Here is a 23,055-nt window from a genome sequence, read left to right on the forward strand (position 1 = left end):
TGTAAATATAATAAAAATGAAGCCACACTGTAAAAACAGGTTATTCACATTTAAACCCTAATAAATGATATTTAACGCTCCAACCGATCTTCCACAAATGCAAACGGCAATAAACTTTTTACGCTGGGCACCTTTAAAATTTCTCCGTTCAGGCAATAAAAAATAACCTCAATTGGCGATGACTGCTTCCTTTCAAACTCGACCATTACCTGCAAACAACCTCCGCAAGAGGTTACGGGCTTCAGAATTTCAAAATGATCTGTTTGTGCTGTAATGGCCATGCTTTCGATAACTGCTTCGGGATAAGTTGCGCCAATAGAAAAAAGCGCAACACGTTCGGCGCATAGGCCGGATGGATAGGCCAGATTTTCCTGGTTACTTCCCAAAATGACTTGTCCTGATTTTAGCCGGATGGCCGTACCGACCCTAAACTTCGAATAAGGAGAGTAGGATCCTGACAAAGCCTGTTCAGATTGTTCGCATAGAGACCGGTCTTTGTCATTGAGTTCAGCTATATCATTATATTGTTCGAAGCTTATATTAAGATCTAATACTTTCATTTTGAATATTTTCTAAAACCGCTAAAGTTAAATTTCTATGGCGGGCGAACAATTTAGGTTATTTTTTGTATTAATTATAAAATCTGCCCTAAAATTATTTAGTGGCATGCATTTGGCATTTTACAACCACCAAACATGATCAGCTTTGAATAGATACGTACGTAAAGGTTTAAAAATTCTACTCTGGATTATCGCCTCCATCATCATCTTAGTAGTGGGTGTTGCCCTCTCATTGAACATTCCGGCAGTGCAAAACTTTGTTAAAAACAAAGCAATAAACTATCTTAAAACAAAAACTAAGACGGAAATAAGCCTGGAAAGCATCAAAATTGCCCTACCAAAAGACGTTGTCTTAAACAAATTTTATATTGAAGATTTAAAGGGCGATACCCTGCTGTATGCAGAAAAACTCGCTGTAGACATTAGCCTGTTTAAGTTGCTTAAGAATACGGTTGAAGTTAACAATATTGAACTGAAAAACATAAGGGCAAATGTTAAGCGTATAACTCCAGATACCACTTTTAACTTTTCTTTTCTCATGAACGCCTTTATGAGCGAACAGAAAAAGCCAGAAGAGAAAGTGGATAAAGACACTACCTCAACACTGAAATTTTCTATTGATAAAATATCCTTCGAAGACATAGGCCTCACCTACCGTGATGATGTAGCAGGCAACAATGTGAAGGTATACATTGGCGCCTTTAAAACTAAATTGAAAACATTTGATTTAGCAAATCAGCATTACGTGATTAAGGAACTGGCATTAAACAACACCTCCCTTAAATATCTCCAGCAAAAGCCATTGGTAGAACTCGTTCAGCATGTTACTAACAGTGTAGACAGTAGCCAGAAAGAAACAGGCAAACTACCATTGATCGAAGTCGAGAACTTTGCCTTCAATAACGTGAAGGTTAATTACGATGATCAGGTTTCAACGACAAAAGCCATTGCCGATGTAAATGAACTTGGTGTAGTAAACTTAAAAGTAGATTTAACCAACAGTAAATATACGGTTGATGACGCCAAGCTGAATAAATCAAATATTCTTTTTGCCTTTAAACCAGCACCCAGTAATGATTTAAAGAAAGTTAAGGATACAGTCGTTCCAGAACAGTCGTCTTTGGGATTAGTGATCAAAAACATCAGCCTGGCAGACAACAATGTGCAATTCGATAACCTTGGAGCAAAGGCTGCTCCAAAAGGAATGGATTTCAATCATTTAAAGATTACAGAACTGAACTTTGGTGCCGGAGATGTAAGTTATAGCGCTGCAGGAATAAAAGCGATCGTAAAAAATGGTTCACTTAAAGAAAAAAGTGGTTTTGCTTTGAATGAGTTAAAAGGAAATGCCATTTATAATGATAAACAGATTAAGCTGACGAATTTCGTTTTAAAAACACCAAATACAACTATAGAGAACGCTACAGAGCTGAATTTCACATCCATGGATGATTTAACAAAACATCCTGAACGCGTGAAGCTTGCACTAAGTTTAAAAAACACTACGATAGGCTTGAAAGATGCAGGCTATTTTAGTGATGCCGTTCCGGCAAATTACCGAAATGAGAAGATTAAAATTAATGCAGAATTAAATGGGTATTTAAACAATCTGAACATCCCCCGTCTGCAAATCAACGGTTTAAAAAATACGCAGATCGACATTAGTGGTACGGCAAAAGGTTTGCCTGACGTCGATAAGACTTTCCTCGATCTGAACATTAAAAAACTCTACGTTACCAAAAGCGATATTCTGGTGGCTGTGCCCAGGAAATCATTACCGCCAAGCATTGAACTTCCTAATGTAATTAACGCAAAAGGAAAGTTTAAAGGCTCAATGACCGATTTCAATACCAACATGAATATCCAGACGGATATGGGTGGAGCTGTTTTAAATGCTGCAATGAAAGGTCCGAAAGGTAAAGAAAGCTACAAAGCAGACGTAACTTTGAATAATTTCAACGTTGGCCGGTTATTGAAAATGCAGCCGAAGTTAGGCCGTATATCTGTTAAAGCCAACGTCGCAGGAACGGGTCTGGATCCGAAGACAATAAATGCCAAATTCAATGCACGGGTTTTGAGTGCATACTACAATAAATACACTTACCGGAATTTAAACCTTTCCGGTACTTATGCCAACCAGAATGTTGCCATCAAAGGTAACATGCCAGATAGCAATGCAAATTTCAGTCTAGATGCCAAAGCCAGTCTCGCCGGTAAATACCCTGCAGTTAAAGCCGATTTAAACCTGAAACAACTGAATTTGCAAGCCTTAAATTTTAGCCCCACTGTTTTAAGTGCGGCAGGGGTAATAAAGGCTGACTTAACAACTGCTGATGCTGACTATCTGAATGGTTCGGTTGATATTACAGGCTTGCAATTGGTGAAAGATGCCCAGAGAATAAATGTGGATACCATCTCTGTACGCGCAAAATCTACTGCTACTGAAAATGAACTCACCTTAAAATCAGAAATTCTATCTGCTAAAATTGATGGTAAATATCAGTTAACGAAAGTTGGAAGTGCCATCATCAACGAAATTAATAAGTATTATGCCTTTGGAACGGTAGAAAAGATTCCAGATCAGCGAATGAGGTTCTTTGTACAGGTGTATGATTCAAAATTGCTGAAACAATTTGTGCCTGAATTAACTGTTTTTAAATCATCACAATTTTACGGGTTAATCGACACACAAAAAGACAGCCTGCAGATTAAAGGTAATTTCCCACAAGTGGTTTACGGAGATTTTAAAGTGGATACCACTGTTTTGAATATCAACAATGATAACAACAAGCTTGCTTACGGGCTAACCGTTAAAAGTTTGCAGAGCCCTTCCATTGCGCTGTTTAATACAGAGATTAGTGGTGATGCGGCCAACAATGTATTGGGTGTGAATGTTTTTCTTCGTGACAGACAACGTAAGGACAAATACGTTATTGGCGGTACATTCCAATCTATAAACAAAGATTTTAAGTTTAGCCTGGATCCTCAGAAACTTCTGCTTGATTATCAGAAATGGGTAGTTTCACAGGATAACTATATCCAGTTCGGGCAATCCGGAATACTGGTAAATCAGTTCCAGATCAGTAACAGCGGTCAGTCTCTGTCCATCAACAGTAATCCTTCGCAACCCAATTCACCTTTAAGCGTTGAGTTTAAGGATTTTCAACTGGAAACGTTAACGAAGTTTGCGGAAACAGATACAACCCTGGTTGGGGGCCGTTTAAATGGTACTGCCAATGTTAAAGATCTGGCCAGTACACCAAAGTTTGAAGCCAATTTGACCATTGATCAGCTCCGCTACCAGAAAGATGAACTGGGCACCTTACGTTTGGCCGTTAATAACAATACTGAAAATGCCTTTGAAGTAAATGTTGCGTTAAGTGGTGTGCACGAATTGAGGGTAAATGGGTTTTATTATACCGCACCGCAAAGTGCACTCGATTTGACAGTCAATATTGACAAAATCGAGATGAAAAATATTGAGAGCCTGTCGCAGGGCCAACTTAAAAATGGTACGGGCACCCTTACGGGAGCTTTGAGTGTGAAAGGTGCTTTGACTGCACCGAAAATATTGGGCGACCTGACTTTCAATAACGCAGGTATTAAAGTGGCCTACGTAAACTCATACTTCCGGATGCCCAACGAGAAAATTTCATTTACCAATGAGGGAATCAGTTTTAATAATTTCACTTTAATTGACTCTTTAAATCAAAAAGCTACCATCAATGGCAAGGTTTACACTACTGATTTTAAAAACTACCGCTTTGGGCTGGATGTCAACATGAATAATTTCCGGGCGATAAACTCTACTGCTGCAGACAATGAAATGATTTACGGAACGGTGTTTTTAACCAGTAACATCAAAGTTAGAGGAGATTTGAACCAGCCGGATGTGAATATGAGCATCAATGTGAATAAAGGAACGAAGTTTTTCTTTGCCTTGCCAGCGAATGATCCGGCGGTGATTGATCAGGAAGGAATTGTTCAGTTTATTGATGCAGATGCACCTCCGTTTAATGGCCAGAAGGCGCTAAAAGTTGACAGTATTAGTAAGTCACCTGTTAAAGGAATCAATCTGGTAGCAGCTGTAAAAATCGATCCTGAAGCTGAATTAAATGTAGTGGTAGATCCTGCTAATGGTGATGCATTGAACATCAAGGGGGATGCAGACCTGAATGCTACGATGGATCCAAGCGGGAAGATCAGTTTAACAGGTCGCTACGAAGTGGTTGATGGCTCCTATAACCTGTCTGTTGGTCCGCTAGGTAAAAAGGCATTCAAAATTGTAAAAGGTAGTACGATTATCTGGACAGGTGAACCTACAGAAGCTAATGTAAACCTATCGGCAATGTATGAGGTTAACGCTGCGCCTATAGACTTACTGAACCAACCAGATCTTGTACAGGCAAAAACAAAAATGCCATTTCAGGTATACCTGATGATGAAAGGCGAATTGCTAAAACCAATTATTTCCTTTAAAATAGATTTACCGGAAAACGAAAGGGCTACAGAGATCGGAAGTTTGGCCTATACCCGCTTACAAAATGTTAACCGTGATGAAAGTGAACTGAACAAGCAGGTGTTTGCTTTATTAGCTTTAAACCGCTTCATTGCCAATAACCCATTCGAAAGTTTATCCGGAGGTGGCGGAGGCGTTTCGACACTCGCCCGTTCAAGTGTGAGTAAGTTATTGACTGAACAGCTCAATAACCTCACCTCAGATTTAATCCAGGGTGTTGACCTGAATTTTGGGGTAAATTCATCTGAAGATTACTCTACCGGATCATTACAGCAAAAAACAGATCTTGAAGTTGGGTTATCTAAAAAATTATTGAATGACAGGCTAACTGTGACAGTGGGAAGCTCATTTGCTTTAGAAGGCCCACAGGCTCCCGGCGAGAAATCGACTGATATTGCAGGAAATGTAAATGTAGAATATGCATTATCATCTGATGGAAGGTACCGGTTAAGGGCCTACAGGAGAAACCAAAACGACGTAATTGTACAGGGACAAATTATTGAAACCGGTTTAGGATTTACCCTCGTTGTAGATTACAACAAATTCAGAGAGATATTTCAGAAAAAACGAAACAGAAGAACGAGAAACATTGAACAGAAAGCACAAAATGAGAAAACTAATTAGACCTATTTTATTTGTATTGGCCTGTTTAGTTTACGCGGGCTGTAGCAGTACGAAATCCCTGAAACCAGGGCAAATATTGTACACCGGCGCTGAGGTTAAAATTAATCCCGACTCTTCGGGTAAAATTGATGATGAGAAACAAGTTAAAGCTGATTTGAAAAGCAAAACCAGGCCTCGCCCCAACAACAAACTGAAGCTGGCCATTTACAACTTTGCCGGAGAACCTAAAAAACCAAAAGGTTTGAGGAACTGGATCAGGAAAAAAGGTGAAGCCCCTGTGCTTTTAAGTGAAGTGAAACTGAAGTATAACAATGACGTGCTGACCAGCTATCTGCTTAGTGAGGGTTATCTGCAGGCTGCGGTAACTGGCGATACGGTAGTGAAGGATAAGAAAGGTAAAGCCATATACACGGCTGTTACCGGCGAAAGATATAAAATCAATAAGGTAACCTTCCCACCCGATTCAGGTGTACTAACCCGGATCATCAATACCAATAAAGATAAAACCTTATTAAAGGTGGGCGATTTTTACGATCTGGACGTTTATAAAAATGAGCGGATCAGGATTGATAATGATTTAAAAGAAAGCGGATACTTTTATTTCAGCCCTGATTACTTAATTATGCAGGTTGACAGTACGATTGGTAAAAATCTGGTAAATGTGACCATCAAAGTCAAAGACATTGCTCCTGATGCAGGGTTGAAGCCTTACACCATCAAAAATATCAATATCTACCCCAACTATTCAATTAGAAGGGACAGTACGCTACGTGGACTGAAACCACTACAATACCATGATTTCAATATCTACGATGATCGCAATACTTTTAAACCCAGACTGTTCGACCGCCTGGTTTTCTTCCAAAAAGGAGAACTATATAACCGTAAAGACCACAACCAATCCCTAAACAGAATGGTAAACGTGGGCGCCTTTCAGGATGTACGGGCAGAATTCTTACCTGTTGACAGTTTCAGGAACAATCAACTAGATCTAAATATCTACCTCACACCTTTAAAAAAGAATTCCCTTACATTTTCTGTTACCGGAACCAGCAAGTCAAATAATTTTGTAGGTTCGGAAGTTAAAGTAACTCAAACCACCAGAAATCTTTTTAGGGGAGCCGAACAACTGGACGTAAGTGTTAGCGGCGGTTTTGAAACACAAACCAGAGGTACCTCTTTGGGTAAAAACTCTCTTTCATTAACGGCAGAAGGAAAGCTGACTTTCCCTAGGTTTATTGTTCCATTCTACAAGCCAAACAGCACAAACGCATTTATACCTAAAACAATTGCATCACTATCCTACCAAATGCTGAATCGGGGCTCAGAGTACACCTTACATGCTTTTAAAGGAGAGTTTGGATATAACTTCAAAGAAAACCAGTATAAAGAGCATAATTTCAACCCGATTTCGGTAAGCTATATTTCGACTGGCTTTCCCGATTCAACTGTCAGAGATAGTTTATACGAGGTGAATCCTCTACTTAGAACAACTTTAGAAAATCAGCTTATCATCGGCAGTAGCTATAACTTCACCTTTACCAACCAAATGGAAACCAATCGAAGAAACAATACTTACTTCTATGGTGCGGTTGAAACTGGTGGAAATTTATGGGGTACGTTTGTGCCAAAGGATGATAATGGTCAAAAGTCTATCTTCAATGTTCCCTTATCACAGTTTGTACGACTGGAAGCGGACTTAAGAGATTACTACAAAATTACCAGAAATGTAACCTGGGCCAACCGCTTAAACCTTGGCTATGGCTACGCGTATGGAAACAGTACCTCACTGCCATTTGTAAGGCAGTTCTTTGCAGGAGGAAGTAACGACATCCGCGCCTTTCCGGCAAGAACTTTGGGCCCTGGTACCTACAAAGTACCTGACAATGCTATTTTTGCCGATCAGGGCGGAGATATCAAACTGATGCTCAACTCAGAACTACGATTCAAAATAGTAAGTATTTTATATGGAGCCTTGTTTGTAGATGCCGGAAACGTTTGGTTACGTAAGGAAGATACAGGAATACCGGGTACATCCAATACCGGAAGACCAGGTTCAGAATTTAAATTAAAAAATGCCCTGAATGAGTTGGCTGTAGGTACAGGTGCCGGCGTTCGTGTAGATGCCACCATTTTTGTAATCCGCCTGGATGTTGCCTTCCCTGTACGTAAACCATATCTCCCTGAAGGACAACGCTGGGTGTTCGACAATATCGCCTTTGGCAATAAAGACTGGAGAAAAGAGAATTTAATTTTTAATATTGGTATCGGATACCCTTTCTAAAACTGTTAATGAAGTTAATCAATAAGGTCAAGAATTTCTTTATAGCCCTTTACCACCTCTTTTTAGCGGCTGGTAAAGGCTTTGCAGAAGACAGGATTACAAAACTCAGTGCTTCACTCGCTTACTATACCATTTTCTCTCTTACCCCACTCATCGTAATTGTTTTATCAGCCGCCACATTGTTTTTCGGAGATAAGATGAATCATGATACTAGAAACAAATTTTTTGCTCAGGTAAATGATATGGTGGGTCCGGATGCCACCACTCAACTTCAGGGATTTGTAGACCATGCCAACAAATCCGGTCAGTCAACTATCGGTTTAATTATCGGTATTGCAACACTGATTATCGGATCTACCGCCATATTTATTGAAATTCAGGATAGTATCAACATGATCTGGAAAGTTAAGGCCATTCCTAAAAAAGGCTGGTTGAAAATGCTGACCAACCGGCTTCTATCCTTTTCCCTTATCGTTTCAATGGGTTTTTTGTTATTGGTTTCTTTGGTGGTCAATAGCCTTGTGGTGGGTTTGGGCGATAAACTGATAGCACTTTTATCAAAAACTGAAATCGATAAGGTCGTCCCGGTGGCCGACGATACAATGGCCCTGATTATCTATATTCTAAATAATGTCATTACCCTCGCTGCAGTTACCGCTGTATTTACCGTCATTTTTAAAGTATTACCTGATGTAAATATCAAATGGAAATCAGCAATCCTGGGCGCGCTTTTCACTGCTGTACTATTTAGTCTGGGCAAGTACCTGATTGGAATTTATATCGAAAAGGGCAATCCGGGGTCTGCATTTGGAGCCGCCAGCTCAATTATCGTGATTCTCCTGTGGATTTATTATACCTCCATTATTCTATACTTTGGAGCGGAATTTACCCAGGCCTATGCTGAAAAATACGATGGAGGCATATCTCCAAGCAAATATGCTGTATTTACTAAGATCACTATCGTAGAAAAAAAGGTAGATGTACTACCACCTCAACATCCGGAAGATACTATTCATGCACCTAAAGGTGAAGCATAAATTATTGGCAGAAATTAATAAAAGCAACTCCCGTAATGTTTTTACTATATAAACCGTGATATCTTTTCTAAGAGTTCTTGTTCAAGGAATGGCTTTAGCACCAGCTCATTCATTCCTGATGCCAGATACCTTTCCCGGTCTTCCTGCATTACATTGGCGGTAACACCCAGAACCGGGACATTCCGTTTAGCCAACTTAGCAGAATTCCGGATTTTTTGAGTCAACTCCATTCCACCCATTTCCGGCATCTGGATATCCGTAAGGACGAGATCATATTCATTTTCGTTAAAAAGATCCAGCGCTTCTTTTCCATTATAGGCAACATCGAAAGCAATTTTATGTTTCTTCAAAATGGTGCTTGCCAGTAAAATATTTAGTGCATTGTCATCTGCCAGGAGAATCTTTCTGCCAGCTAAAATTTGTTCCTCATCACCTGTCTTTAGAGCACCTGATTGTTCGGTTTCCGGTTTCTTCGTCTTCTGATAAGTGACTTCAAAAGAAAATGTAGATCCTTTTTTTTCAGCACTTTCAACACTAATGTTTCCTCCTTGAAATTCGATAATCTTTTTACAAATCGCCAGACCGAGCCCCGTCCCCTGCTGTTTCTCTTTGGTGGAAGAGTAGTAAACCTGTGCAAACTCATCAAAAATAATCCGCTGATCTAATGGGTTTATACCAATGCCGGTGTCAGCAATACTTACTTTAAGTTGTGCCTCGTTGTATTCGTTTAAAAATAAACGGCCGCTAAGACTTATGCTGCCTTTGCCCGTAAACTTGATTGCGTTGCTCAAAAGATTCATCACCACTTGCTTAAGCCTGAGCGGGTCTCCGATAACATAAACGTCACTATCTATGTCCAGATTCATGGTGAACTCTAGTTTTTTCTTAACAACCTGTATTCTCATGCTATCAAAAACATCCTTAATGGCGTGGTATGGAGAAAATGGAATTTGCTCCAGAATAACTTTCCCCGTTTCATATTTCGAAAAGTCGAGAATATCGTTTACTACATCGAGCAGCATGACAGATGAATTCCTAATGGCGCCTACCTGCTCCTTTTGTACAGCTTTCAGCTCTGTTTGCGTTAGCTGTTCTGAGAACCCGACAATTGAATTTAATGGTGTGCGTATTTCGTGGCTCATATTCGCGAGAAATCTGCTTTTCGAAAGTGCATACAGTGCAGCCTTATTGCTATAATTCACGAGGGCTTTTTCGTTCCTGTAGAGATGAAACACCATATAAAATACGAAAGCGAGTAAACCAACAGCCAGGGCCAGTAATGCCAGCGTAAACCGGTCAAGGTTTTCAACAGTACCGTAGGTATTTTCGTTAATGAGTTGCTGAATGGTGGAATAGTATTCTTGCTCATTTAACCTGTACTGTTTGAGGCCATTTACAATGGAGGTGATGAGGCGATGATTTACATCAAGCAATTCTTTTTCTTTATCCTTGAGCTGTTGATTGAGTTTGTAGAGCCTTAGATAGTAAGCATTGATGGTTTTGAGTTGTAAATTATTGTAAGCCACATTCAAAGAAGAGGTATCGGCAGAAATAGCTGTCTTGACCAGAGTTGACCTCGAACTGTCTACTCCTTTTACATCCCTGGCATTAATGGCATCAAAAATCCTGGCGAAAATCTTCTTTCGGGCCTGTCCGGCTTTGCCGGCCTTAATGGTATCGATTTTAACAATGCTCTTAAATTGTCTTGCGGTAAATATTCTTCCCTTTGGCTCTGTTTTAGTTACATCCTGATTAATATGGGCAGAAAAGTTAATCAGGCTATCCGATAACTTCCTTAAAAATATGAACTGGGCTGTCCTGATTTTCTTCTGTTTGATCAGTGCAGCAAAGTTGTCTGGAGAAAGAGCACTTTCCTTTAGATTATCATGTTCAATTGAATCCATAATCAAAGACACTGCTCTGATCTCATCAACAAACTGATTATAGTAAATCCTCTTTGCACTTACCACATACATTCTGCAGCTATTCTCTGCGTTATAAAGTTTAAAAATGCAGCTGTCAAGTCTGGTAAAGTCATTCTGAACATGGACAATCCTGGTTGCTGATTTTAATATTGGTATTTTAGAGAAGTTAATGAATAACCCTGCGGTTATTCCAAAGGTGGCCAATATTAAAAATACGATCAGTAAATACTTTGCTGCAGAACTTTTTGTGGATTTCAAAGGTGTTGATTTAATTTTCGGATTACATCAACGCCGGATTTTAGGCTACTTCATCAATAATTTTAGGTTCTTCATTCACTTCGTCTTTTTCAATTCGGAGGTTTTTGATAATGTGCTGCTGTCTGTCGGGTGTGTTTTTTCCCATATAGTATTCCAGCAAACCTTTAATGGTCTGATCTTTTAAAATAACAGGATCGAGCCTGATATCTTTTCCGATAAACAAACCAAATTCATCCGGAGATATTTCCCCTAACCCCTTAAAACGAGTAATTTCAGGTTTGTTCCCTAATTTCTCGATAGCATTCCGGCGTTCTTCATCACTATAACAATAAATGGTTTCTTTCTTATTTCTAACCCTGAATAAGGGTGTTTGTAAAATGTAAACATGTCCTGCTTTTACTAAATCAGGAAAAAACTGCAGAAAGAATGTCATCATCAGCAATCTAATGTGCATCCCATCAACGTCTGCATCCGTCGCAATCACAATGTTATTGTAATGCAGGCCATCCAGGCCATCTTCGATGTTTAATGCATGTTGTAAAAGGTTAAATTCTTCGTTTTCATACACCACCTTTTTAGTAAGTTCATAACAGTTAAGCGGCTTACCCTTTAAGCTGAAAACTGCCTGGCAATCTACATCACGTGATTTGGTAATGGAACCAGATGCAGAATCACCTTCAGTAATAAACAAAGTTGTTTCATAACGTTTCTCGTGGGTAGAATTGAAATGAACTTTACAGTCGCGCAGCTTTTTGTTATGCAACGATGCCTTTTTTGCCCTGTCGTTAGCCAGTTTTTTAATGCCGGCAATATCTTTACGCTCACGCTCGGATTGCATGATCCTTTTTAACAGTGCATCTGCAACATCAGGGTTTTTATGCAGGTAATCATCAAGTTCTTTCTTCACGAAATCATTGATAAATGTGGCAACTGACGGCCCGTCCGGACCCATATTCTGGGAGCCGAGCTTGGTTTTGGTCTGCGATTCAAATACAGGTTCCTGAACGCGAACTGAGATCGCTGCGATGATGGATGAACGTACATCCGAAGCATCAAACTCCTTCTTAAAAAATTCGCGTACAGTTTTTACCACTGCAGCCCTGAACGCTGCCTGGTGAGTTCCTCCCTGGGTGGTATGCTGTCCGTTAACAAATGAGTGGTAGTCTTCACCATATTGCTGACCGTGAGTCATGGCAATTTCAATGTCACTACCAATCATGTGTATGATCGGGTAACGAATTTCTTCAGGCTTGTTAAATTTGGAAAGCAGGTCGTATAAACCCCTTTCCGAGAAATATTTCTGGTTATTAAAATTTACGGTCAGTCCGGTATTCAGGAAAACATAATTCCACACCATACTTTCTACAAAATCCGGAATGTAATGGTAGTTTCTGAAAATCGTTTCGTCGGGATAAAAAGTAATGGCTGTACCATTTCGCTGTGTAGTATCAATAACAGGTTGCTCATTTACAATCTCTCCTTTTGAAAACTCTACCTTTTTTGTTTTACCATCACGATAAGATTGTACAGTAAAACTGGTGGATAGCGCATTTACTGCTTTTGTACCCACACCATTCAGTCCTACTGATTTCTGAAAGGCATTACTATCGTATTTACCACCTGTATTTATTTTACTTACGCAATCAATAACTTTTCCTAAAGGTATCCCGCGACCATAATCGCGAACATTTATCTTTTGTTCAGAAACAGTAATTTCGATGGTTTTTCCAGTGCCCATCACAAACTCATCGATAGAGTTATCTACAATTTCCTTTAACAAAACATAAATACCATCATCCTGGGCCGACCCATCACCAAGTTTACCGATATACATACCGGGACGTAGTCTGATGTGTTCTTTCCAGTCTAATGATCGAATACTGTCGTCGTTATAAATTACTTCTGCCATAAATTTTGTTATTTGCTGTCAGGTTGATTGAACTCCGGTTTTCACACAAAGCAGCTGTACCGAGGGATGTTCGGGGAAAGCTTTAACGATCAACATGACAAGTATTTAGGGATGATTTGTTATTGAAAATCCAGAAAACATTTAAATTATGATCCGAATTACCTAATAGCAAAAAATTATTATACAATAATAGATTTATTCTGCGAGGCTAGCAAATGAAAATTTCAACAAAAATGAACCGGTAACAAATTCCAGATGGAAGCACAGCCGCATCTCACATTTTCTATATTTTAGCTATCTTCAACCTTTATTTGAAATTCACGTTTAATGCAACAGAAAAAGCAACTTTCGCTATTTGATTTGTCTATGATTGTAGTTAGCCTGGTCATTGGAATGGGTATATTCCGCACTCCGGTTAATGTGGCTGCAAAAGCAAAAATCCCTGAGTTGTTTTATCTGGCCTGGTTCATCGGTGGGTTTGTTGCATTTTGTGGCGCACTTACTTATGCTGAAATTGGCTCGCGTTACCCGGTCACCGGTGGATACTATAAAATTTTCTCAAAGGCCTACCACCCTTCTATCGCTTTTGCGATAAATTGTATCGTTCTAATTTCAAGTGCAGCCTCAGTCGCCGCCATCTCAATCATCGGTGCAGAATACCTTAGTAAAATTATTCTTCCGGCAGCAATGCAGAATGAGACCTATCGAGTCATCATAGCCATTTCAACTATTCTGATCTTTTATTTCATCAACCTGCTGGGATTAAAGGCCAGTTCGAAAACACAGAATGTGCTCACCATCATTAAAATTGTCCTGATATTAACGTTGATCTGTGCAGTATTTTTCGCGGGACAGGCTCAGTCAGACACCCCTGTCTTTAAAACCACAAACGGTTTATTGCCGGGATGGGCCGATTATGGAAAAGCCCTGGGCTTATGTTTAATTGCCGTTTCATTCTCTTATGCCGGCTACGCCCAAACCATTAACTTTGGCGGAGAGGTTAAAGAAGCTAAGAAGGTTATTCCACGTTCCATTATTATCGGACTTACCATTATCGTAGCGCTATACATGGTACTTAATTATGTGTATGTAAAGGTAATTGGCTTCGAAGAGTTGAAAACTGCCGAAAGCATTGCGGCGATTCTCGCCTCAAAAATCTTCGGTCCCGCCGGGTTTAACATGCTTTCGGTCATCATCTTCATTTCAGTGATGGGATACGTAAATGTTAATCTGCTAAGTAACCCCAGGGCGATGTTCGCCATGGGTGAAGAAGGAGCGCTTCCGAAAATCTTCAGTAAAATGAACACAAAAACCGAGGTGATTACCTGGAGTTTAACCGTTTTTGCAATCGTAGCCGTAGTTATCATTTTCTTTGCCAAAACCTTTGACAAGATTTTGAACTACACTATTTTTCTCGAAAGCATTAGCATGGCAAGTTCGGCAGCAACTATTTTCATTTTGAGAAAACGCACTGCCCATCTTGATAAAAAAACAATTTATACGGTTCCGTTATACCCTATATTGCCAATCATATTTATTGCTGCCTACACTTTTGTTGCTTTTAGTATTTATGCCGATGACCCAAATGCAGCATTAAATGGATTATATATATTTATTGGGTTTCTGTTAATCTATTTCATTGCGAAATTGTTTAAAAAGAAATAATTTAAAGACTGAAAAGCAACACTATACTTTATGGTGTAATGCTTTTTAGTTTAATTAGTGAGATCATCAATGAACAAAACACTCTCAGGAAAACAAAAGATAGCTTACGCCGCAGGAATGATGGGCTGGAGTATCATGACGAATATTATCATCGTGATGTTACCCTATTTCTACCTGCCGCCAAACAATTCCGGCCTAACTCCACTTGTACCACAACTGTTGTTATTTGGTGCTTTCAACTTACTCTCTATTATTGCTGCTTCAGGAAGGCTTATTGATGCAATATACGATCCGTTTATTGCTTCAGTAAGTGATAGAAGTAATAATCCCAAAGGAAGACGTTTCCCTATTATGAAGTGGGCGATTCTGCCTGCAGTGGTGTGCTGCTGCCTGGTATTCCATCCCTGGGTAAAGGGCGAAAGTGTACATAATGCCTGGTGGCTTACAGTGGCCCTGGCAGGCTTTTTCATATCAGTTACGACCTATATTATCCCTTACAATGCATTGCTGGCTGAACTAACACATACAACCGAAGAAAAAGTAAAGCTTTCGACTCTGCAACAGGTGGGCTTTGTAATGGGGATGATCCTGGGTGCCCTGATCAATAACTTCGCGGATTTGATTCAAAGTGGATTTCATGTGGCCAGTCGCTTCGAGGCCTTGCAATACACCATCATCGCCTTAAGTGTTTTCTCAGGCTTAGTGATGATTATGCCAATTTTACTTATCAATGAGCGGGAGTATGTAAAAACTAAACCTTCACATATTCCGTTGTTACCAGCCATAAAAAGCACTTTTCGCAACTCGAATTTTAAATATTACCTGATTTCGGATTTTACGTACTACACCGCATTAAGCATCATGTCGAGCGGACTTTTATATTTTGTAACCGTACTGCTTGGCTTACCCGATTCTGACGGGGGTAAATTTATGGGCTTAATGGTTTTATTGTCGCTTTTATTTTATCCTTTTATCAATTACGGCTCAAAGAAATTTGGTAAAAAGCGACTTGTACTTTTCGCCTTCGGAATATTAAGTCTGATTTTCGTGACCATATTCTTTTTAGGCAAATTACCTTTCGCACCTGCTAACCAGATGTATATTCTGGTTGTCTTCGCTTCGTTTCCGTTAGCGGCACTCGGTATTCTTCCGAATGCGATTTTAGCTGATATTGCACAAAAAGACACTTTAGAAAGTGGAGAAAACCACGAAGGAATGTTTTTCGCAGTCAAATATTTGTTCGTGAAACTAGGTCAAACAATTGGCATAGCTGTTTTTGCCATGCTCACCATTTATGGTAAAGATCCGGGAAACGATTATGGTTTAAGGCTAAACGGCATCGTGGGTTTTTCACTCTGCATCATAGCCCTTTTATTTTTCAGCAGATTTAAAGAAGAGCAATAAAAAAGGCAGAACCCGTAAAGGTTCTGCCTGATTAACATCATGGTTGATTTAGTAGCCCGGACTTTGTTTTAAAGTTCCGTTGCTCCTGTCAATCTGATCCTGAGGAAGCGGAAAATGTTCATCTCTCGTTTCGATAACAAGTCCCTTCAGGTAGTCAAAATAATTACCTTCAAATCCAAAGTAGCTTTCAAGTGTTTGTTTAGCCACACCCCAGCGTACTAAGTCAAAAAAGCGGTGTCCTTCCATAGCCAGCTCCAGCCTACGCTCAAAACGAACAGCGGTACGTGCATAGTCGGCATTTGGAAAAGAGGGATAAGGGCTTACTTTATATGCCGCTGCAGGAGTTCCGTTAATCGTTGCCGGGGTTATTTTTGCGGCACGCTGCCGAACGGCATTCACCAGGGTTAAGGCCCTTGGCAAATCACCTGTTTCCACGGCGCATTCCGCAGCCATCAGGTAAATATCACCCAGGCGTATCAGGTTAACATTTAATCCGGTAACATTCGTCATTCCCGGTCCTGTACCCGAGGCAATCTGTGCCGCCTCAATAGAATTTTTAACCGCCACAAACGGACCGCCGCTACTCACATCTCTGATCCAGCTGTCTCCAGCCATGATTCCCCAGTCGCGGTAAGGGACACCCCGTCTGCCGATGGTTGATTCAATCCTGGGATCAAGCGCCAAAGTTTTGTCGACCTGATAGTTTGTTTTTTGCGTAGCTGTTAAACCAAAATCAGAAAGATAAGGGTTGGTACGGTAGCTGCCGTCTAGTAACGGAAGCCCCGCAGCATTAACTTTAAATGCATTGGCTAAGTCGATTGTAGGCTGAAAAAATCCGCAGCAGTTGATTGGTGTAACGCTTCCATAAGGAAAGTTTAACATATCGCCCACATTTCCGTTTTCACCCCCGGTACCATCGGTACCAACAGAGTGCTCCACTACTACAATAGATTCCGGACCGTCTTCTTTAGTGATGTCGAAATTATCGCTATAGGGCAGCGTTGTCAGATCTGGTTTAGCCAGAATGACTGCATTCAGTAGAGTATAGGCTTCTGCATAACGCTTCTGATAAAGCAGCACTTTTCCCAGATAGGCCTGGGCTGCATATTTATCCATACGCCCTTTTTGATTCTTCGGTTTGGTTGTACTCAGGTTGGCAACGGCAAACTGTAAATCTTCAATGATGTTCGGATAAATATCTTTGTCATTTGGGACAAAGGTACCTGCAGTGGCTTCTGTAACATAAGGAACCACCTTAAATACCCTAACCAGAAAAAAGTAATAATGTGCCCGTAGCAACCTCGCTTCTCCCTGGATCTCTTTTGCCCTTGCATCGGCAAATTTGCTCCCCCCCTTGCCAGATTGTAAGTCGGCCAGGATTTTAAGGGTATTGTTGCAACGTTGAACCCCTTCAAAACATCTGTTGTAGAGATTGGAAAGGTTATCATTTGTACTGGTTGGGGAATGCTGCTCGATAGCATTCATATTGGGCTGATCACCTACGCTACTGCCCTTATGCGCATTATCCGAAGCCACCTCACCGAAAAGCCATTGACTTGGTGCAGCGCCATAGTTACCCCAGGTGCCATTAATATTGCCATTGAGCAATCCGTATGCACCAACCAGTAAGCCCTCTACCCCATCCTGGGTAGTCAATTGCTCTGCTGTGAGTTCGGCTTGCGGGTTGAGCGAAAGGAAATCTTTCTTGCAGGATACAAAGCTCAGTATCAGCAGGAACAGGAAAGTATTTTTGATATGTTTCATCTTGTCTCTTTGATTAAAATCCAACATTAATACCTAATAAAAATTGTCTCGGCGATGGATATACGCCCTGATCAACACCAGGAGCGGTGAAAGTATCTGTGATTTGTGTAACTTCAGGATCTAAGCCGGTATATTTTGTGATGGTAAATAAGTTACTGGCAGAAGCATAAATTCTGAAACGGCTTATTCCTGATTTTGTTCCAAAAACTTTAGACGGGATCGTGTAGCCTAACTGTACATTTTTAAGCCTCACGAAACTGCCATTCTGAATATAGTAGCTTGAAGAAGCAAACTCCACATCAGAAGCACCAGCATAGGCAGATGGGATATTACTCGACCTGTTGGTAGGGCTCCATGCATCTAACAAGCGGGTACTCTTTGCACCATCAAAGGACGGAAAGTCGGTGAAATAACGTGTCGCCTCGAATATGTCATTACCCTGTACACCATATATAAATGCCGAGATATCGAAATTTTTATAAGATGCGTTGAGGTTAACCCCATAGTTAAAGTCGGGATTCGGGTCGCCAATAATCGTTCGGTCTTTAGGATCAATGATACCATCGCCGTTAACATCCAGGTAGCGTAATCCACCTACACGGGCACCAGCATAAGACGGCCCGGCCGTAACTTCTGCTATACTTTGATAAATGCCGTTCGTTTTATACCCGTAGAAAGAACCGAAAGCTGCTCCTTCCTGTAATACACTCGTTTGTAAACTTCTGTAGTTACCATATACCTGATTAAAGATACCGGGTGCAAGTCTGTCGATTTTATTAATGTTCCTTGAAAAATTTAAACCTACATCAAATTTCAAGGGTGAATCTGCTTTACGTCCGTGATGATAAGCGACATTAAATTCAATCCCCTTGTTACTCATGTCACCAATATTTACAAAGGGTGCACTGCCACCGCCAACAACACTTACCGGCAGAGGGAGATTATATAGCATGTCTGTTGTTTTTTTACTATACGCATCGATTGATCCATCAAATCTGCCATCAAGAATAGTGAAATCCAAACCAACATTTAATGCCTTTAAAGATTCCCATTTTACGTCAGCATTTTGATAGGCATTTTGCCAAACCCCAGTGGTTAAGGTGTTTCCTCCGCCAACTGCATAGGCGGCATTAATGATGGAACTCTGATATCTGTTGATATATTGATAAGGTGGTATTCGCTGGTTTCCGGTTTGGCCATAGCCTACACGAAGTTTCAAATCACTCACCCATTTGGCGTTTTTCAGAAAGGCTTCCTCAGAAAGTCTCCAGGCTACACTTCCAGCAGGATAGAATCCATATTTATTTGATGGGCCAAAGTTTGAGGAACCATCTCTACGGAGCGTAAAACTGGCCAGGTAGCGATCGTTAAAGGAGTAATCTACTTTTGTAAACAGCGAGAAAAGAGAACCTATCGAGCCGGTACTGGAATTACTGATATTCGAAGAACCTGTATTCAGGTAGTAGTAATCCAGATCACCCAATAAAAAGAAATCATTTCTTGCTGCATTCAGTTGTCTCGACCTCGAGCGGATGGCCTCGGTACCAGCTAATACGGTTAAACGATGTTTTTCAGCAAATGTAGCGGTATAGTTTAGTGTATTTGTCCATGTCCACTCTGTATTGTAACCCTGGTATTCGCTGAGGTTATTTGAATTATTTCCTTCGGAAAATTCGAGATTTGGATAACGCATCGATAAACCGTTATAGTTTTCGTACCGTATCCCGAAATTTGTTCTCAATACGAGGCCTTTTATAATGTCACCTTCGGCAAAAATATTTCCGAAGAAAAAATTATTCTTATTCACATTGTCTTTAGCCCGGTACAGTACCGCCAGTGGATTCTCCGCATTACCCAGCTGGCTTCCCCGGCTGCCTGCGAAATTTCCATTAATGTCGTAAACAGGTATAATGGTCGGTATACGATAAGCCCAGCCAAGTGCACTACCCTGATCCTGGTAACTTCCAGGTGTGTTTGGATTTACTCCAAAACCGTAACCTTCTGAATAGCTGTACTGTGCATTTTCTCCAAACCGTACGCGTTTATTGAAAGCGTTGACAGTTGTATTTGACCTGAAGTTATATCGTTTAAAGCCAGTATACTCGATTGTACCTTTCTGGTTAAGATAACCAGCCGAAAGGGAGTAGGTGGCATTATCAGATCCGCCGGTAGCACCCAGCTGATAATTTTGAATCGGTGCAGCTTTGGTAATCTCATCGAACCAGTTGGTTCCTGCTTTATTGGCCCGGGTAATCTGGTAAAATAAAGAAGGGTCTCTGCTATAGTTATATTTAGAAGGATCGGCATCTGCGGCAGTAACATCCTGGCCCAAAACTGAACCCGCAACCAGGTACTCTGGCAATACCGGAGTTGTTCCTGAACCATAATTACGTCCCGCTGCAATTGCTTTACCTGCATTGGTATAACTATCAAAAACATACTGGGCGTATTGTTGTGGATTCATCATTTCCGGGAAGCTACCTTTGCGCGGTGCTTGAGTGCCATAATATGAATCAACCGAAATTTTCGGAACACCTGAAATTCCTTTTTTGGTTGTAATGATCACTACACCATTATTTGCCCGCGAGCCATATATTGATGCTGAAGAAGCATCTTTCAGCACTTGCAAACTTTCAATATCATTCTGGTTGAGCCAGGAAAGTTTGCCTTCAAATGGAACTCCATCAATCACGTAAAGTGGCTCATTGTTGTTAATGGTACTCGTTCCACGAATCCTGATTTGGGGGGTGGATCCTGGGGCACCATCATTTATGATGGAGACACCTGTAGCTTTCCCCTGCAAGGCTTCAACGGCACTCGCTGCTGGTTGTGCTTTTAATAAGCCCATATCCACCACAGCAACCGCACCCGTTAAATCCTTTTTGCGTTGTGAAGAATAACCGGTAACAACGATTTCCGTTAAATCGTTATTCTCTGCATTCAAAACAATGGCAAGGTTGGTCTGGTTGCCTACAGTTACTTCTTTAGCGGTATAGCCAATGAAAGATACGACGAGCACATCACTGGATTTCGCACTCAATGTAAAGCTTCCGTTTGCATCGGTGCTGGCTCCCCCCACTCCGTTTTTGATTTTAATAGTCGCTCCGACAACAGGCTGTTTATCGTCGCTTGCAATTACCTTACCCGTGATTTTGGTCTGGGCATTGGCACCGACCGCAAATAGCAAGGCCAGTAGCCAGAGGAAAAGTTTCCTCTGAACAAAAGATTGGTTTTGATTCATAAGATTAATTGATTAGTTAAGGAAATAGAGCTGGTTACAAAACCTGCAACCACAGTTTATTTTTCCGTTCAGCATACATCAGGGGCAGCCGCTCTGAGAGTGAGGCTTCAGCTTGCTAAAAAACAGTTCATTTATCCGGGAAATATTTAAGAAATAGGAAATAAAGCCTACAAGGAAAAGTAGATTATTTTTCATAACTGGAAGTGTATATTTGGTTAGATTAATACAATTACAAATTAAACCTACAAAATAATAAAGTAAAATCCTACACAAAAAATAAAATTGTACAGGACTATACGGATTGCAGGCCATATTGCCCAATTACCATTCAAAGCTGATCAATATTTTTTTGTTCACTTTATAAAGCTTACCTTTGCACCGAAGCAGGAATAAGGGCTTGCCATTCCAAATGGCATATTCTCTCCGCAAGTTAGTCCTTCAACAATTGATTGTTCTAGCTTCTTCGATAAATATTACAAAGAAAAATACATGTTATTCAAAGAATTAAACCTCATAGAGCCTATATTAAAGGCGCTTGAGAATGAAGGTTATACGCAACCAACGCCTATACAGGAGCAATCCATTCCAACGATATTAAAAGGTAAAGATTTACTGGGTTGCGCGCAAACAGGAACGGGTAAAACTGCTGCCTTTGCCATCCCGATGTTGCAGTTACTGCACGAAAAACACATTAACACTAAAGCCAATAAAAATATTAAGGCTTTGGTTTTAACACCAACGCGCGAGCTTGCCATTCAAATCGAAGAAAGCTTTAAAGCCTATGGCCGTCATTTAAACCTGCGTCATCTGGTAATTTTTGGTGGAGTAAACCAACACTCACAGGTTGAAGCCCTGAAAAAAGGGGTCGATATCCTGGTAGCCACCCCGGGGCGTTTACTGGATCTAATGAACCAGGGCTTTATCAATTTAAATACGATTGAGGTTTTCGTACTGGATGAAGCAGACAGGATGCTGGATATGGGATTTATCCACGATGTAAAAAGAACGGTTGCTAAATTACCTGCCATCCGTCAAACCTTGTTTTTCTCGGCTACGATGCCGGATGAAATCCAGAAACTGGCGAATACCATTCTTTCCAATCCGACAAAAGTTGAGGTTACCCCAATTTCCTCAACCGCAGAAACGATTGTACAGTCCGTTTATTTTGTTGATAAGCCGGATAAAAAGAAACTTTTAATCCACTTGCTGGAGGATAAAGATATCCAGACCGCTCTGGTATTTACGCGTACGAAACATGGCGCAGACAGAATAGTGAAGGATTTAGCGCACGCCGGTATTAAAGCAGCGGCTATTCACGGAAATAAATCCCAAAATGCCCGCCAACGTGCCTTAACTGATTTTAAAGACCGTAAAATCCGGGTGCTTGTGGCTACAGATATTGCTGCCCGCGGTATTGATATAGACCAGTTATCACACGTATTCAATTACGAGTTGCCAAACATTCCTGAATCTTATGTACATAGGATTGGCCGTACTGGTCGTGCGGGTGCAAACGGAATAGCTATTTCCTTTTGCGATGCGGAAGAAAATGAATATTTACTGGATATCCAGAAACTGATCAAAATTACTTTACCTGTGGTTGATGATCATCCTTACCCGTTGACCTGGGAGAGCATGCTGGCAAAAAATCAGGTTAAACGCAAACCTCAGGCACAATCGAAAGGCGGTGGTGGAGGCAGAAAAGGAGGCGGCGATGGAAACATGAGCGGAAAGCCCCGTAATGCCAGCAACAACAGAAGGTTTGGTGGAAACAGAAGTAAAGCTAAGAAAGCATAAAAACTAAAGCAGTAACAATAAACATCTGCTGTAAATAGCAAAAACCGGGTTGTTGATACAACCCGGTT

11 protein-coding genes are annotated in these 23,055 nt (G+C 40.7%); 6 read left to right on the plus strand and 5 right to left on the minus strand.

Annotation, left to right across the window (positions count from 1 at the left end):
- Window positions 1–71: 71 nt before the first annotated feature.
- Window positions 72–560 (minus strand): cytidine deaminase, encoded by a 489-nt coding sequence (locus AC570I_RS10410; protein ID WP_497405397.1) that lies wholly within the window; start codon window positions 558–560, stop codon window positions 72–74.
- Window positions 561–705: 145 nt separating this feature from the next.
- Between AC570I_RS10410 and AC570I_RS10415 the strand changes: the two genes are divergently transcribed.
- Genes AC570I_RS10415 through AC570I_RS10425 form a run of 3 tightly spaced genes read left to right on the plus strand, consistent with a single transcriptional unit; the run spans window position 706 to window position 9,024 of the window.
- Window positions 706–5,703 carry a translocation/assembly module TamB domain-containing protein gene (locus AC570I_RS10415; RefSeq protein ID WP_497405398.1) on the plus strand — a complete coding sequence of 1,666 codons (4,998 nt, stop codon included), beginning with the start codon at window positions 706–708 and terminating at the stop codon, window positions 5,701–5,703.
- A complete protein-coding gene (tamL, locus tag AC570I_RS10420) occupies window positions 5,687–7,987 on the plus strand; it encodes a translocation and assembly module lipoprotein TamL (RefSeq protein WP_497405399.1) in 2,301 nt (766 codons plus the stop codon). Before AC570I_RS10415 ends, tamL begins: the two co-directional genes overlap by 17 nt.
- An 8-nt stretch (window positions 7,988–7,995) precedes the next feature.
- Window positions 7,996–9,024, plus strand: coding sequence for a YihY/virulence factor BrkB family protein (locus AC570I_RS10425; RefSeq protein ID WP_497405400.1), 1,029 nt, complete (start codon window positions 7,996–7,998; stop codon window positions 9,022–9,024).
- A 44-nt stretch (window positions 9,025–9,068) separates the two neighbouring features.
- Here the strand turns inward: AC570I_RS10425 and AC570I_RS10430 are convergent, their stop codons facing one another.
- Together AC570I_RS10430 and AC570I_RS10435 are read right to left on the minus strand one after the other, a co-directional pair.
- The gene (locus AC570I_RS10430) at window positions 9,069–11,207 is read right to left on the minus strand and encodes an ATP-binding protein (protein WP_497405401.1); all 2,139 of its coding nucleotides are present in this window, start codon (window positions 11,205–11,207) and stop codon (window positions 9,069–9,071) included.
- Between the two features lie 40 nt (window positions 11,208–11,247).
- The gene (locus AC570I_RS10435; RefSeq protein ID WP_047798676.1) at window positions 11,248–13,116 is read right to left on the minus strand and encodes a DNA topoisomerase IV subunit B; all 1,869 of its coding nucleotides are present in this window, start codon (window positions 13,114–13,116) and stop codon (window positions 11,248–11,250) included.
- Window positions 13,117–13,443: 327 nt separating this feature from the next.
- On the opposite strand from AC570I_RS10435, the gene AC570I_RS10440 reads away from it, so the two are divergent.
- Window positions 13,444–14,781: an APC family permease gene (locus AC570I_RS10440; protein ID WP_497405402.1), complete on the plus strand. Its 1,338-nt coding sequence runs from the start codon at window positions 13,444–13,446 to the stop codon at window positions 14,779–14,781.
- Between the two features lie 69 nt (window positions 14,782–14,850).
- Entirely contained in the window at window positions 14,851–16,185 is a 1,335-nt protein-coding gene (locus tag AC570I_RS10445) for an MFS transporter (RefSeq protein ID WP_497405403.1), read from the plus strand.
- Between the two features lie 48 nt (window positions 16,186–16,233).
- Here AC570I_RS10445 and AC570I_RS10450 read toward each other — a convergent pair whose 3' ends face one another.
- On the minus strand, window positions 16,234–17,949 hold the full coding sequence (locus AC570I_RS10450) for a RagB/SusD family nutrient uptake outer membrane protein (RefSeq protein WP_497405404.1): 1,716 nt from the start codon (window positions 17,947–17,949) through the stop codon (window positions 16,234–16,236).
- A 13-nt stretch (window positions 17,950–17,962) separates the two neighbouring features.
- Window positions 17,963–21,190, minus strand: a complete 3,228-nt coding sequence (locus AC570I_RS10455) for a SusC/RagA family TonB-linked outer membrane protein (RefSeq protein ID WP_497405405.1) — start codon at window positions 21,188–21,190, stop codon at window positions 17,963–17,965.
- A gap of 489 nt (window positions 21,191–21,679) precedes the next feature.
- On the opposite strand from AC570I_RS10455, the gene AC570I_RS10460 reads away from it, so the two are divergent.
- Window positions 21,680–22,987: a DEAD/DEAH box helicase gene (locus tag AC570I_RS10460; protein WP_497405406.1), complete on the plus strand. Its 1,308-nt coding sequence runs from the start codon at window positions 21,680–21,682 to the stop codon at window positions 22,985–22,987.
- The last annotated feature ends 68 nt before the right edge of the window (window positions 22,988–23,055 follow it).

The organism is Pedobacter sp. A2324 (assembly GCF_059693705.1).